The organism is Lysobacter sp. S4-A87 (assembly GCF_022637455.1).
GTDB lineage: Bacteria > Pseudomonadota > Gammaproteobacteria > Xanthomonadales > Xanthomonadaceae > Lysobacter_J.
This window is the reverse complement of sequence record NZ_CP093341.1, coordinates 1,511,105-1,524,530: the sequence shown is the minus strand read 5'-3', so window position 1 is coordinate 1,524,530 and position 13,426 is coordinate 1,511,105. Positions and strand designations below refer to the sequence as shown.

Annotated in this window: 17 protein-coding genes; 3 read left to right on the top strand and 14 right to left on the bottom strand. The window is 67.8% G+C overall.

Features of this window, described 5'->3' with window-relative positions; all coding sequences use genetic code 11:
• Positions 1-23: 23 nt before the first annotated feature.
• The 14 genes from ptsP to MNR01_RS06870 all read right to left on the bottom strand — a co-directional run bounded on the left by ptsP (position 24) and on the right by MNR01_RS06870 (position 11,245).
• Positions 24-1,754, bottom strand: a complete 1,731-nt coding sequence (gene ptsP / locus MNR01_RS06935) for a phosphoenolpyruvate--protein phosphotransferase (protein ID WP_241920191.1) — start codon at positions 1,752-1,754, stop codon at positions 24-26.
• 28 nt (positions 1,755-1,782) lie between these two features.
• A complete protein-coding gene (locus tag MNR01_RS06930; RefSeq protein ID WP_241920190.1) occupies positions 1,783-2,052 on the bottom strand; it encodes an HPr family phosphocarrier protein in 270 nt (89 codons plus the stop codon).
• A 104-nt stretch (positions 2,053-2,156) separates the two neighbouring features.
• Positions 2,157-2,549: a PTS fructose IIA subunit family protein gene (locus MNR01_RS06925; RefSeq protein WP_241920189.1), complete on the bottom strand. Its 393-nt coding sequence runs from the start codon at positions 2,547-2,549 to the stop codon at positions 2,157-2,159.
• Positions 2,550-2,901: 352 nt separating this feature from the next.
• Positions 2,902-3,180 (bottom strand): hypothetical protein, encoded by a 279-nt coding sequence (locus MNR01_RS06920; RefSeq protein ID WP_241920188.1) that lies wholly within the window; start codon positions 3,178-3,180, stop codon positions 2,902-2,904.
• Between the two features lie 30 nt (positions 3,181-3,210).
• Complete coding sequence (locus MNR01_RS06915) at positions 3,211-3,519, bottom strand: hypothetical protein (protein WP_241920187.1); 309 nt, start codon at positions 3,517-3,519, stop codon at positions 3,211-3,213.
• A gap of 291 nt (positions 3,520-3,810) precedes the next feature.
• Positions 3,811-4,692, bottom strand: coding sequence for an RNase adapter RapZ (gene rapZ, locus MNR01_RS06910; protein ID WP_241920186.1), 882 nt, complete (start codon positions 4,690-4,692; stop codon positions 3,811-3,813).
• A 38-nt stretch (positions 4,693-4,730) separates the two neighbouring features.
• Positions 4,731-5,681: an HPr(Ser) kinase/phosphatase gene (hprK, locus tag MNR01_RS06905; protein ID WP_241920185.1), complete on the bottom strand. Its 951-nt coding sequence runs from the start codon at positions 5,679-5,681 to the stop codon at positions 4,731-4,733.
• Between the two features lie 120 nt (positions 5,682-5,801).
• Positions 5,802-6,128, bottom strand: a complete 327-nt coding sequence (raiA, locus tag MNR01_RS06900; protein WP_158734200.1) for a ribosome-associated translation inhibitor RaiA — start codon at positions 6,126-6,128, stop codon at positions 5,802-5,804.
• 180 nt (positions 6,129-6,308) lie between these two features.
• On the bottom strand, positions 6,309-7,727 hold the full coding sequence (locus MNR01_RS06895) for an RNA polymerase factor sigma-54 (RefSeq protein WP_241920184.1): 1,419 nt from the start codon (positions 7,725-7,727) through the stop codon (positions 6,309-6,311).
• 93 nt (positions 7,728-7,820) lie between these two features.
• Entirely contained in the window at positions 7,821-8,540 is a 720-nt protein-coding gene (gene lptB, locus MNR01_RS06890; protein WP_241920183.1) for an LPS export ABC transporter ATP-binding protein, read from the bottom strand.
• Positions 8,540-9,067, bottom strand: a complete 528-nt coding sequence (gene lptA, locus MNR01_RS06885; RefSeq protein ID WP_241920182.1) for a lipopolysaccharide transport periplasmic protein LptA — start codon at positions 9,065-9,067, stop codon at positions 8,540-8,542. Before lptA ends, lptB begins: the two co-directional genes overlap by 1 nt.
• A complete protein-coding gene (gene lptC / locus MNR01_RS06880) occupies positions 9,048-9,620 on the bottom strand; it encodes an LPS export ABC transporter periplasmic protein LptC (RefSeq protein WP_241920181.1) in 573 nt (190 codons plus the stop codon). The genes lptA and lptC overlap by 20 nt, the downstream gene beginning before the upstream one ends.
• On the bottom strand, positions 9,617-10,198 hold the full coding sequence (locus tag MNR01_RS06875; protein WP_241920550.1) for an HAD hydrolase family protein: 582 nt from the start codon (positions 10,196-10,198) through the stop codon (positions 9,617-9,619). The genes lptC and MNR01_RS06875 overlap by 4 nt, the downstream gene beginning before the upstream one ends.
• A 21-nt stretch (positions 10,199-10,219) precedes the next feature.
• A complete protein-coding gene (locus MNR01_RS06870; protein WP_241920180.1) occupies positions 10,220-11,245 on the bottom strand; it encodes a KpsF/GutQ family sugar-phosphate isomerase in 1,026 nt (341 codons plus the stop codon).
• 149 nt (positions 11,246-11,394) lie between these two features.
• Between MNR01_RS06870 and MNR01_RS06865 the strand changes: the two genes are divergently transcribed.
• The 3 genes from MNR01_RS06865 (at position 11,395) to MNR01_RS06855 (ending at position 13,344) form a co-directional block, all read left to right on the top strand.
• The gene (locus MNR01_RS06865) at positions 11,395-11,625 is read left to right on the top strand and encodes a BolA family protein (RefSeq protein ID WP_241920179.1); all 231 of its coding nucleotides are present in this window, start codon (positions 11,395-11,397) and stop codon (positions 11,623-11,625) included.
• A gap of 93 nt (positions 11,626-11,718) precedes the next feature.
• Positions 11,719-13,014 carry a UDP-N-acetylglucosamine 1-carboxyvinyltransferase gene (gene murA, locus MNR01_RS06860; RefSeq protein WP_241920178.1) on the top strand — a complete coding sequence of 432 codons (1,296 nt, stop codon included), beginning with the start codon at positions 11,719-11,721 and terminating at the stop codon, positions 13,012-13,014.
• Positions 13,015-13,032: 18 nt separating this feature from the next.
• Entirely contained in the window at positions 13,033-13,344 is a 312-nt protein-coding gene (locus tag MNR01_RS06855; protein ID WP_241920177.1) for an EF-hand domain-containing protein, read from the top strand.
• Positions 13,345-13,426 lie beyond the last annotated feature (82 nt).

Here is a 13,426-nt window from a genome sequence, read left to right as displayed (position 1 = left end):
TCGCGAGGACGGATGGAACGCTGTCAGGGGCGATGCGAAGGGGCGTTGTCGTGAATCCACGCTTCGATTGCCGAACGATCGCGCGCACGCAGCAGTGCCGCCGCGTTCGCCTTCAGCTGGCCCAGGTTGCAATGGCGGATCGTGCGCCGCAGTTCCAGCAGCGTCGCCGGGTGCAGGCTGAACTCGGTCAGCCCCAGTGCCAGCAGCATCGGCGCGAAGTGCGGATCGCCGGCCATCTCCCCGCAGACCGCCACCGGTTTGCCGCGCGCATCGCCCAGGCGGATCACGTCGCGGACCAGGCGGATCACGGCCGGATGCAATGGCGTGTAGAGGTTGGTCAGCGCTTCGTTGTTGCGGTCGGCGGCGAGCAGGTACTGGACCAGGTCGTTGGTGCCGATCGAGAGGAAGTCGACCGCGCCGATGAAGGTGGGAAGCGCGATCGCGGCCGCCGGCACTTCGATCATCGCGCCCAGCGGTACCTGTTCGGCCACTTCGTGGCCTTCCTCGCGCAACTGCACGGTGACGCGCTTGAGCATGCTGCGAACCGCTCGCACTTCCTCGCGGCTGCTGATCATCGGCAGCAGGATCCGCAGCGGACCGTACCCGGATGCGCGGACCAGTGCGCGCAGCTGCGACTCGAGCAGGCCCGAACGTGCCAGCGACAGGCGCACGCCACGCAGGCCCAGTGCCGGGTTGGGTTCGTCGCGCAGGGCCAGCCCGGTGCGGTCGGCCTTGTCGGCGCCCAGGTCGAGCGTGCGGATGGTCACCGTGCGCCCGGTCATGCCGAGCACGACATCGCGGTAGACGCGGAACTGCTCTTCCTCGTCCGGGACCTCGTTGCGCTGCAGGAACAGGAACTCGGTGCGGTACAGGCCGACGCCGGCCGCACCCAGTGCGTGCGCTTCGGCGACGTCGTCGCGCGATTCGGCATTGGCGAAGAGCTTGATGTCGACGCCGTCGATGGTCCGGGTCGGCTCGCGCCGCAGGCGGTGCAGCTGCTTTCGCTCGCGCGCGAGTTCGCGCACGCGGCCGCGATGCGAGCGCAGGTCGCTGGCGTCGGGCTCCAGCACCACGCGGCCACTGGCGCCGTCGACTGCAAGCACGTCGCCATCGTTGATCTTCTGCAGCGCCTGCGCCGCGCCGACCACGTAGGGCAGGTGCAGGCTGCGCGCGAGGATCGCGCTGTGCGAGAGGATGCTGCCGCTGGTGGTGACGATGGCCATCACCCCCTGCGCCTGCAGTTGCACCAGCTCGGCGGGGGCAACGTTGTCGGTGACCAGGATCTCGCCGGCGACGCCGGAGATGCCATTGTCGTGGCGGTGGAGGGCGGCGTGGACGCGGCCGATGACCTGGTCGATGTCGTCGACGCGGCTGCGGAAGTAGGCATCGTCCATGGCCTGGAAGACCGAGGCGATGCGGTCGCGCTGCAGGCGCAGGGCGTAGTCGGCGGAGTAGCGGCCGGTCCGGATCAGTTCGTCCAGGCCATTGAGCAGTTCCGGGTCGTCGAGCAGCAGGCTGTGCAGGTCCAGGAACTCGCCGACCTCGTGCACCAGTGCGCCATGCAGGCGCTCGCGCAGTGCGAACATCTCGTTGCGGACGGTGGCGATGGCGGCGTGCAGGCGCGCGACTTCGGCTTCGACCGCCTTGGCGGGAATGTGCTCCTCGAGTACTTCGAGCACGTGCGGCAGGCGGACACGGGCGCGGCCGAGGGCGCTTCCGCGCGATGCACCGTGTCCGTTGAACTCCTGCCTCATTCCTTTACTCCGGTGGTGCGACGGGGCGTCAGCTATCTTCGTCGAAGCGGCGCTCGAACAGCGAGATCACGGCCTGCGCGGCACTGGCTTCGTCCTCGCCTTCGACCCGCAGCTTGACCTGCGTTCCCTGGCCGGCTGCGAGCAGCATCACGCCCATGATGCTCTTGGCGTTGACTTCGCGACCCTTGGCGGTGAGCGTGGCGCTGCTGCGGAAGCCCGACAGTGCCTGGACGAGCTTGGCCGTCGCGCGCGCATGCAGGCCGAGGCGATTGGTGACGGTCAGTTCTTGTTCGATCATCGCCGATTCCTCGATCCGGTCGCGCGCCCGTTGCGATCCCGCCGGGCCAGGTCACGCTTGCTCTGCCGAAGCCATTCCATTTCGTACTGCTCCAAAGTGCTTTCTCATGCTTCATCCACGATCACGCCGTTGCGTGCTCCGGCGGCGGCCACGGCGGGCAGCTCGTCCAGGGTCAGGTCGGCGTAGTTCATTACCCGCAGCAGCATCGGCAGGCTCAGCGCGGACACGCGCCGGACCGGTGTGCCCAGTCGGGCGACCTTGGCGGCGAGGTTGCTGGGCGTGGCGCCGTACAGGTCGGTCAACACCAGTACGCCTTCTCCGCCGTCGACGCGGCGCAGTGCTGCGCTCGCCAATGGCAGCAGGGCGTCGGGGTCGCCGTCGAACGGTACTTCCAGTGCTTCGGTCCGCAGCGGCAGCGGACGCAACAGGCGCCCGGCCACCGCGATCAGCGCGTTGCCTATGCCTTCATGGGTGATCAGGAGGATGCCGACGGCCATGCCGTCAAGTTAGCAGAGCCGGGTGACGGGCCGGAAGCGCTGTGAAGTCGATGGCGCGATGAAAGGAGAGCTGCCATGAGCGACCGGCGTCGGGACGGCGTCGTCCGCCGGCCCTGGGATTGCTACGCCCCGCGGACGCCATCCTGGCTTTACGCGGGGCGTGGGCCATCCATGGCCCACTGCTCCGCAATCCCAGGGCCGGCGGACGACGCTCGGGCACGTTCAGGCCCGGTCTGCGGTGACCGATAAGCCGAAGCGGGAGAGTGCCGGAAAAGAAGCGGCCCGCATCGCTGCGGGCCGCGGTTGGCGATCGCCGGAGCGACCGCGTGGGTCGCCGCCGATGTCAGGGGCATCATTTCGACGGCGGAGTGGTGTCGTCCTTCGGCGGGGTTTCCGAGCCTTCGGCAGGCGGCGGTGTCGGTGCGCCCGACTCCGGGGTCGTCGCCGGTGGCGTGGTGGTGTCTGCCGGTGGGGTGGTCGTCTCAGGCGGTGGTGTTTCGGCCGGCGGTGGTGTTTCCATCGGCGCAGGCGTGGTGGTTTCGGTCTTCTGGCAGCCACCCAGGGCCAGCGCCGCGGACGTGAGCGCCAGGGCGAGGGCGCCGATCATCGGATGGGAGAGGGTCGATCTCATGGTTTGCCTCCTCGCTAGTAATTGGCTCGACTAGTACTGGCTCGCGCCGCTCTGTTGGCTGGCGGCATATTCGGTTTCGGAAAGTTGGCCGTCGCCATTGCGATCGGCCTTGGCGAACTGACTGGTCAGCCTGGCATCGACGGCGGCTTCGTCCTTGCTCACCTTGCTGTCGGCATTGACGTCCATGTCCTGGAAACTCATCGGCTTTGGTGTCGTGTCCGGGGTCGTTTCGGGCGGTGGCGTCTCAGGCGTTTCAGTGCGCTGGGCCAATGCCGCCGGTGCGGCAAGCACGGCGGCCAGAACGAGCGTGATCATCGATGGAAGGTTGCGGATTTGCATGGGCATCTCCGTGATGGATTCGCGCGGCTTGGCAACGCAACTGCGACCCTATCCGCATCGACGCAAGCCAGATGCAAGTAACCTGCAAATATTTCGTGATACGGCCGGTCGCGGCGACACGAAGTCAGGAAGGATTCACGGCATCACGCCGCGACACCGCGTCAAAGCCCCTCTCCCGCTTGCGTGAGAGGGTTGGGTAGTTCCAGCCCCCCACCATTGCCCACCCGTAGCCCGGGTAAGCGCAGCGCACCCGGGGAACGACGGCAGAGCAACATCCGTGGATGGTGCGCGTCAGTCCAGCTCGCGGTGATGCACCGCGACTTCTTCCCAGCCCTGTTCGCGCGCGTGTTCGGCGAGGCGTTCTGCCAGGTAGACCGAGCGATGGCGGCCGCCGGTGCAGCCGAAGGCGATGGTGGCGTAACTGCGCGCACTGTCGACATGCAGGCGCGGCAGCCAGGTGTCGAGGAACTGGCTGATCTGGTTGGCGAACAGGTTCACGTCCGGCTGCGCTTCCAGGTACGCGCGGATCGCGGCATCGCGTCCGGACAGCGGACGCAGCACCGGGTCCCAATGCGGGTTGGGCAGCGCCCGCGCATCGAACACGAAATCGGCATCGGCCGGGACGCCGCGGCGGTAGGCAAACGATTCGAACAGCAGCGACATTCCGGTATCGCCACCGATGCAGAACTCGGTGATCACCTGCCGGCGAAGCTGGTGCACATTGAGCTCGCTGGTATCGACCACGGCATCTGCGATCGAGCGCAACGGCTTGAGCACCTGCCGTTCCAGCGAGATCGCATCGGCCAGCGACAGGCCCAGGTGGCTCAGCGGGTGGCGACGACGGGTGTCGGCGTAGCGCTTGAGCACGGTGGCATCACCGGCATCGAAGAACACCAGCTTCGGATCGAGTCCGAGCGCGCCCACCGCCGACAGCCAGTCGGGAATGTTGCTCAGGTCGCTGTGGCGGTTGCGCACGTCGATGCTGACGGCGAGCTTGGCCGGTGCGCCATCGTCGGCGCGCTGCACGCTGGCGACGAACTGCGGCAGCAGGTCGGCCGGCAGGTTGTCGACGCAGAAATAGCCCATGTCCTCGAAGGTCTTGAGCGCCACAGACTTGCCCGATCCGGACATGCCGCTGACGATGACCAGGGAGGGGGTGGGGGTTTCGCTCATGGGCTGGGACGTGTCCTGGCGTGATGTGGCGCGGCGTATCAGGAATCGCCGCGTTCGAGGAAATTGCTGTGGCGGGCGATGAACGCCGCCGCCGGGTCGAGCCCCTTCATGCGCAGGCTGTGCAGGCGCGTCGCCGCTTCCGTCAGCACGGCCAGGTTGCGGCCGGGCATGACGGGCAGGGTGATCATCGGCACGTCCAGGTCGAGCACGCGGCGCACGCCGCTGTCGCCGGTGAGGCGCTCGATGCCCATCGGCTTGGGCTCGGTCATCGGCTTGGCCAGGTGCACGATCAGGCGCAGGTACTTGTTGTTCTTGACCGCGGTGTCGCCGAACATCTGGCGGATGTTGAGCACGCCCAGGCCGCGCACTTCGAGCAGGTCCTGCAGCATTTCCGGGCAGGTGCCGTCGAGCACGTCGGGGGCGATCTGGGTGAACTCCGGCGCGTCGTCAGCGACCAGGCGATGGCCGCGCGTGACCAGTTCCAGCGCCAGCTCGCTCTTGCCCGAGCCCGACTCACCGGTGATCAGCACGCCGATCGAATAGATTTCCATGAAGACACCGTGCAGCGTCACCCGCGGCGCGAGCGTGCGCGCGAGGTGGTACTGCAGGTGGTTGAGCAGTTCGTGGCCGCGCCGCGGCGAAACCCACAGCGGTGTCTGGCTTTCCTGCGCTGCGATGCGCAGGTCCTCCGGGCAGGGCTGGTCCTTGCTGATGACCAGTGCCAGCGGACGGAACTGGATGATCTTCTCGATCGTCTCCCAGCGCAGGCGCGAGTCGAGCGCGTCGAGCCAGGCCAGCTCCTCGGTGCCGAGGATCTGCACCTTGTTGGGATAGATCGCGTTGAGATAGCCGGCGAGCGACGGCCGACGCGCCACGGTGTTGACCGCTTCGAGCACGCGCCGGTCGCCCTGCTGGCCGGCAAGCCAGCGCAGGCTGAGTCGATCGCGTTGTTGTTCGAACAATTCTCCTGCGCTGATGCTCGTGCTCATGCGGGCCTCAGGCGCAATCGTCCGGCGGGCGCCGTGCGCCCGCGCGGACAGGTGTGCTGGATCAGGTGCGCGATCGCTGTCGCGCCAGACAATTCATCCAGTGGCATGGAGTGGGAAGTGTCAGCCGAAGCTGTCGCTGCGTGCGGCGCTCTCGCCGCGGTGGTGGTCCACGACCTTGCTGCGGTGTTCCTTCAGCAGCCGGTCGAGCTTGTCGGAAAGCAGGTCGATGGCTGCGTACATGTCGATGGCAGCGGCGTCGGCGTGGAGGGTGCGGCCGGCGATGTTGACGGTGGCCTTGGCGCGATGATTGGGTTTGTCGAGGCTGAGCTGTGTGCGGACGTCGAAAGCCTGTTCGCAATGCCGTTCCAGTCGGGCCAGCTTGCTTTCGACGTAGTCACGCAGTGCCGGTGTGACTTCGATCTGCTGGCCGTAGGTTTCGATACGCATCGGAGACCTCCTTTACGTCGCAACGGGAATACAGGATGGCACGACCGGTGCGATGTGCAAGTGGCCGGCATCCACAGTTTGGCCAATGTGGCCCGGAAGGCCTTGATCCGCCGATGGTTTTGGCCGAAACCATCAAGTGTCGATGACTCGTGCACAGCGCGTTAACGCGCGCGTCGCAGTTCAGCCGATGCGTACGCGATCCTGCGAGGAGGGGATGCTCATGGCTTCGCGGTACTTGGCGACCGTGCGCCGCGCCACTGGCACGCCTGTTGCCTTGAGCGTTTCCGCCAGGCGCGCGTCGGACAGGGGCTTGCGCGGGTTCTCTGCCTCGATCAGGCGGCGGATCATGGACTGGATCGCGGTGCTGGAGGCCTCGCCGCCGGCGCCGGTGTCGATGCCCGAGGCGAAGAACGCGCGCAGCGGAATGGTGCCGCGCGGCGTGCGCGCGTACTTGCGCGCGATCGCACGCGACACGGTGGATTCGTGCAGGCCGACCTCGCCTGCGACCTCGCGCAGCGTCAGCGGCCGCAGCGCGCTGTCGCCGAACTCGAGGAACGCCGCCTGCTGCTTGAGCAGGCAGCGCGCGACCTTGATCAGCGTCTCGCCGCGCGCTTCCAGGCTCTTGAGCAGCCAGCGCGCTTCCTGCAGGTGGCCGCGCAGGTAGCTGGCGTCGCTGCCACTGGCATGGCGGACCATGCTCTCGTAGCCACGATGGATCGCGATGCGCGGGCGCATGCCGTCGGCCAGGGCGACCCGCCACAGGCCATGCTGGCGCCAGATGACCAGGTCGGGGGCGATATAGGTGTCGCTGGCGATCGCGCCGATCTGCGCGCCGGGGCGCGGATCGAGCGAGCGCAGCAGGTGTACGGCCGTCTCGACCTCGCCCAGGTCCAGGCGCATCTCGCTGGCCAGGCCGGCCACGCCGACCTTGGGCAGTCGCTCCAGCGGGCCATTGGCCAGCTGGTGGGCCAGTGCCTTGCCCGGTGTCTCGACGGCGAACTGCGCCAGCTGCAGGCGCAGGCATTCGCCCAGGCTTCGGGCGCCGACGCCGACCGGGTCGAACTGCTGCACCTGGTGCAGCACGGTGGTGATTTCTTCTTCGCTGGCCTCTACCGACGGCGCCAGCGAGGCGGCGATCGAGTCCAGCGGCTCGCGCAGGTAGCCGTCATCGTCGATGGCCTCGATCAGGGCCACGCCGATCAGGCGGTCGCGCGGCGACAGCGGGCTCAGGTGCAGCTGCCACAGCAGGTGGTCGTGCAGCGTGTCCGATTCGGCGACCTGCTCGGCGACCGGCGCGTCGTCGTCGCTGTCGGCAGGGCCGATGCGCTCGTACCACGGCTCGCCGTCATTGCTGCCCCATTCGGCCTCGGGCGGCAGGTGCTCGGTGCTGTCTTCATGCGACGACGAATCGCTTGCGCCGTTGCCATTGGTGACGCTGATCGCGACTTCGGTCCAGTCGAGCAGCGGATTGCTCTCCACTGCCGCCGCCAGTTCAGCTTCAAGCTCGACTGCCGACAACTGCAGCAGGCGGATCGCCTGACGCAGCTGCGGTGTCATCACCAGCTGTTGTCCTAGTGTGGCTTGGAGGCGGGGCTTCATTGTCTGAGACTAACGCGACCGGGGGAGGTCGACGGCCGTGCCGCGTTCGTCGCGATGCGCATTCCGCACACCGCATCCTTCGTTGACTGGAAATTACAGCCGGAAGGTTTCACCCAGATAAACGCGTCGGACATCGGGATTTGCAAGCAGCGAGTCCGGTGCTCCCTGCGCGAGCACGCTGCCTTCGTTGAGAATATACGCCCGATCGCAAATACCCAAGGTTTCGCGGACATTGTGGTCGGTGATCAGCACGCCGATGCCCCGATTCTTGAGGTGGCGCACGATTCGCTGGATCTCGCCGACCGAGATCGGGTCGACGCCGGCGAAGGGCTCATCGAGCAGCATCAGCCGCGGCTTGGCCGCGAGCGCGCGGGCGATCTCGACGCGGCGGCGTTCGCCGCCAGACAGGCTCGCGCCGATCTGGTCGGCGACGTGGTTGACCTGGAGTTCGTCCAGCAGGCTGGCCAGCTCGCGTTCGCGCCCGGCCTTGTCGAGGTCCTCGCGCAGCTCCAGCACCAGGCGGATGTTGTCGGCCACGCTGAGCTTGCGGAACACCGAAGGCTCCTGCGGCAGGTAGCCGACGCCGTACTTGGCGCGGGCGTACATGGGCTCGGAGGTGATGTCCTTGCCGTCGAGCACGATCTGACCGGCATCGGCCGGGACCAGGCCGACGATCATGTAGAAACAGGTGGTCTTGCCGGCACCGTTGGGGCCGAGCAGGCCGACGACTTCGCCGGCATCCAGGCTCAGGCCGAAATCCTTGACCACTTCACGCGAACGGTAAGCCTTGCGCAGCCCCTGGGCGACCAGCATCAGCCGCCTCCCTGCGTGTTCTTGGGCATGATCCGGATCTTGACCCGGCCGGCATCCTGGCCGCCGCCCTGCACCTGGCCGGTCTTCATGTTGTAGACGACGCGTTCGCCGGCGATGGAGCCGCTGGGCTGCTGGATGTTGACGCCGCCGGTGAACACGACAATCTCGCTCTTGAGGTCGTAATCGACCTTGTTGGCCTTGGCGTCCATGGCCTTGCCGTCGTCCAGCTCCTGCTTGAGCGTGACCGGCGAGCCGGTCAGCACCGCACGCACGGGGTCGCCGCCGCTGGAGTGGATGACCGCCTGGCTGGAGCGTATGTCGAGCGTGCCCTGGGTGATGATCACGCCACCGCTGAGGGTGGTCGGGCGGCTGTCGTCCATCGAGTAGTCGCTGCTGCCGGCATCGATGTCCATCGGCTTGTTGCGGTCGCTGGTGCGGGCCAGCGCGCTGGCCGGGGCCAGTGCCAGCAGGGTCGCCAGCGCGGCCGCCGGAAGCAGCGTCTGCAGGCTAGCGAACAGAACGGTCATAGCGGGCCTTGACGTTGGATTTGAGGAGGATGCGCTTGGCATCGAGATCGGCTTCCAGCCCTTGGCCGTTCAGTATAAAGCCCGGCTGGGTGACGGTTACGGCTGCAGTCGACGTGGCGCGCTTGTCGTCCGGGAAGACGTTCAGGTGGTCGGTCACGATGCTGACCGGCTTGCCGTCGGCATTGGTGCTCTCTGCCTTGACGCCGCCGCGCAGTCGCACTTCCTCGCCTTTCTCGCTGACCCAGCCGGTCCTGGAGCGCACTTCCCACGGGGTCGCCTTGCTGCCCGCCTTGGGCGGGATCACGAACAGCGGCGTGGCGATGTCCAGGGTCTTCACCTTCGGGTCGCGCTCCATCTTGGGCGCGATCAGGGTAAACGCTTCCTTGCCCTGTACGTCGAGCACGGTCAGCTCGAAGTCGTGCAGGGTGTAATCGGGGCGGTCGGACGCTCCGCCGGCCAGCGTGTCGCGATCGCGCTGGGACCACAGGGCCCAGGTGCTGAGCACCGCGCCGATCAGCAGCAACACGAAGATCACCAGGCCGCGACGGGTCATGCATTGCCCTCAACACGGACGCCTTCCACCTGGCAGACCTGGGCCAGCAGGGTTTCGGCGTGGCCCTGGGCGGCCAGCAGCAGGTCGCACAGTTCGCGCGCCGCGCCGTGTCCGGCCCGGCTGCCGGTGCGCCAGTGCACGCGCCCGGCGACCCAGGGGTGGGCATTGGCCGGGGCGACCGCGAGGCCGGTCTGCAGCATGACCCGCAGGTCCGGCAGGTCGTCGCCCATGAACGACACTTCGTCCATCGTGATGCCCATGCGCGCGGCGATGTCGCGCACGCAGGCGAGCTTGTCGGCGACCGCGGTGTGCACCTCGACGATGCCCAAGTCGGCGGCACGGCGCTGCGCCACTTCGCTTGCGCGTGCGGTGACGAAGGCGACCGCTATCCCGGACTTGCGCAGCAGCACCAGGCCCTGGCCGTCGTGGACGTGGAATGCCTTGAGCTCACGACCCTCGCTGTCGAAGAACAGGCGACCGTCGGTCAGCGTCCCGTCGACGTCGAAGCACGCCAGGCGAATGCGCGTCGCGCGTTCGCGGATGTCGGCCGGATAGTCGTTGAGGTGGCTGTAGGTCATATGGCTTGGCGGCATGCGTCTTTAGACCACCCGTGCGCGCAACAGGTCATGAATGTTCAGCGCACCGACCACGCGCCTGGCTTCGTCGACCACGAGCAGGCCGCTGATCTTGTGCGCCTCCATCAGCTGCGCCGCCTCGACTGCAAGCGAATCGGAGTCGATGGTCTTGGGCGAGCGCGTCATCACTTCGGCGATGCGGGTGTTGCGCAGGTCGACGCCGACGTCGTCGAGCGTACGGCGCAGGTCGCCGTCGGTGTAGAGACCGAGCAGGCGGTCGTCGTCATCGACCACGGCGGTCATGCCCAGGCGCTTGCGGCTCATCTCGATCAGCGCCTCGCTGATGCTGGCATCGGCGCTGATCCGCGGCACGTCGTCGCCGGCATGCATGATGTCGGCGATGTGCAGCAGCAGGCGCCGGCCGAGCGCGCCGGCCGGGTGCGAGCGGGCGAAATCGTCGGCGGTGAAGCCGCGCGCGTCCAGCAGGGCCACCGCCAGCGCGTCGCCCAGCGCCAGCGAGGCGGTGGTGCTGGAGGTCGGCGCCAGCGCCAGCGGGCAGGCTTCGGCCGGGACGCTGACGTCCAGGTGCACGTCGGCCTCGCGCGCCAGCGAGGAGTTGGGGCGGCCGGTCATGGTGATCAGCTTGTTGCCCTGGCGCTTGAGCACCGGCAGCAGCATCAGCACCTCGTCGCTCTCGCCCGAGTACGACAGCGCCAGCACGACGTCGACGTCGGTGATCATGCCCAGGTCGCCGTGGCCGGCCTCGCCGGGGTGGACATAGAAGGCCGGGGTACCGGTCGAAGCCAGGGTCGCGGCGATCTTGCGCGCGATATGGCCGGACTTGCCCATGCCGGTGCAGACCACGCGGCCGCTGGAGGCCAGGATCAGCTTGCAGGCGGCGCTGAAATCGCCATCGATGCGCTCGGCCACGGCGGCCAGCGCCTGTGCCTCGATCTCGAACACGCGGCGGGCGCTGGCAGCGAGCTGCGCCGGGTCGTCGGCGTAGGGCGCGATGGGGTGGGGCTGGGCAGGGGTTGGGACGCTTGCCATTTCGGACCGGGGGCCTTTCCGCTAGGCTAATCCATCAATTCTATGCGGTTCATCCGCCAAAAGCCCGTCAAGCCCGGGCTCCCGCCCACCGCGAGACCGCGCGCAGCCCTGCTGCCGCAGGCCGCATGCACTTCCGAGGCCCTGCATACGTGAATCCCGAGACCATCCGCCAGCTGATCGAACAGGGCCTGCCGGGCGCGCACGCCGACGTGCGCGGTGACGACGGCGTCCATTTCGAGGCCACCGTGGTGGCCGAGGCCTTCCGCGGCAAGTTGCCGCTGGCCCGACATCGCCTGGTCTACTCGACCTTGGGCGATCGCATGGGCGGCGAGATCCATGCGCTGGCGCTGAAGACGCTGACGCCGGAAGAAGCCGCCTGACCCCCGCTTGAGGTCTGCGGCCGGCATCCCGGCTGATCCCTGCGTTCACCCACCCCGTTCACCCATCCAGTCCCAGAAACCAGAATCCGACCCATGCAGAAGATCGTAGTAGAAGGCGGCGCCGCGCTGAACGGCGAGGTGCAGATCTCCGGCGCCAAGAACGCGGTGCTGCCGATCCTGTGCGCGACGCTTCTGGCCGACGGCCCGGTTTCGATCAGCAACGTGCCGCACCTGCACGACGTGGTGACCACGGCCAAGCTGCTGGGCGAGCTCGGCGCCGGCATCACCGTCGACGAGGGCACCATCAGCGTCAACGGCAAGCCTGGCCGCGGCCGCGGCATCGTCGTCGATCCGACCACCGTGCACAGCCACGTCGCCCCCTACGAGCTGGTCAAGACCATGCGCGCGTCGGTGCTGGTGCTGGGCCCGCTGCTGGCCAAGTTCGGCGCCGCCGAGGTCTCGCTGCCGGGCGGCTGCGCGATCGGTTCGCGTCCGGTCGACCAGCACATCAAGGGCCTGCAGGCACTGGGTGCCGAGATCACCGTCGAGAACGGCTACATCAAGGCCCATCGCAACGGTCGCCTGAAGGGCGCGCGCTTCGTCTTCGACGTGGTCAGCGTCACCGGCACCGAGAACGTGCTGATGGCGGCGGTGCTCGCCGAAGGCACCAGCGTGCTCGAGAACGCAGCGATGGAACCGGAGGTCGTCGACCTCGCCGATTGCCTCAACGCCCTGGGTGCCAACATCGAGCACGCCGGCAGCGGCCGCATCGTCGTCCATGGCGTCGAGCGCCTGCACGGCGGCAGCCACGACGTGCTGCCCGACCGCATCGAGACCGGTACTTTCCTGGTCGCGGCGGCGATGACCGGCGGCCGCGTCACCGTGCGCCGCGCGCGCCCGGACACGCTCGATGCGGTGATCGACAAGCTCAAGCAGGCCGGCGCCCAGATCGAGATCGAGGGCGACCGCATCACCCTCGACATGCAGGGCAAGCGTCCGCGCTCGGTCGACCTGACCACCGCGCCGCATCCGGCGTTCCCGACCGACATGCAGGCGCAGTTCATGGCGCTCAACAGCATTGCCGAAGGCGTGGGCGTGATCAACGAGACGATCTTCGAAAATCGCTTCATGCACGTCTCCGAGCTGCAGCGCCTGGGTGCCGACATCCGCGTCGAAGGCCATACCGCGATCATCCGTGGCGTCGAACGCCTCAGCGGTGCGCCGGTCATGGCCACCGACCTGCGCGCATCGGCCTCGCTGGTGCTGGCCGGCCTGGTGGCCGACGGCACCACCACCATCGATCGCATCTACCACCTCGATCGCGGTTACGAGAATCTCGAAGAGAAGCTCTCGGGCCTGGGTGCGGCCATCCGCCGCATCGCCGGTTGAGGGTGGGTTGAAGCGCCGATGATCATCGCCCGCGGAAAGTTCTCGACCCGTCGCAAGATGCTGCTCGGACTGGTGCTGGTGCTGCTGGGCGTGGTCGCCTGGCTGCACTTCACCGGCGCGGCGGCGACCCGCGGGCTCGAGCGCAAGCAGATGGACTGGGACAACAACGGCCAGGTCACCATGCACGAGATGCTGCAGTCGCTCTACGCGGTGAAGGTGGAGATCACCCGCGAAGGCCCGCGCGAATGCCGCGCCTATTCGTGGCGGGGATCGGACCAGACGCTGCGCGTGGACTGCCGCACGACGATGCAGGCCGCGGCCAAGCCCTGATTCGTGTGACCTGAGCCGTGGGCCCTGAGCCGTGGCCCGGGGGCGTCCTCCGGGTTCCCGGCACACGGCCGGGACCCCTGCC